We start from the raw sequence: 285 nt of genomic DNA, 5'->3' as shown, positions 1-285 counted from the left end.
TCAAACGTGATGACTCCGTAAGCCTGGGCCGTCGTCTGCTTAACCATGCCTTAGGCGGTAGTCGTAAGCTGGCGGAAATTCCGCAGGAAAATATTCAGCGCGAATTGGATCGTATGAAGCTGGCAACGCTTGACGATCTGCTGGCGGAAATCGGTCTCGGCAACGCGATGAGCGTAGTGGTCGCGAAAAATCTGCAGCAAGGCGAAGCCGTGGTGCCGACCGTTGCGCAATCGAATCACGGCCACCTGCCGATTAAAGGCGCGGATGGCGTGCTTATCACCTTTG

General features: G+C 55.8%; 1 protein-coding gene. It reads left to right on the top strand.

Going from position 1 to position 285, the window contains the following annotated elements:
* Window positions 1-285, top strand: a 285-nt coding sequence (locus J4G32_RS21260) for a RelA/SpoT AH/RIS domain-containing protein (protein ID WP_210497706.1), incomplete at both ends; no start/stop codon positions are given.

The organism is Microvirga antarctica (assembly GCF_017921815.1).
Taxonomy (GTDB): Bacteria; Pseudomonadota; Alphaproteobacteria; order Rhizobiales; family Beijerinckiaceae; genus Microvirga; species Microvirga antarctica.
This window is presented reverse-complemented; position numbering and strand designations above follow the sequence as displayed.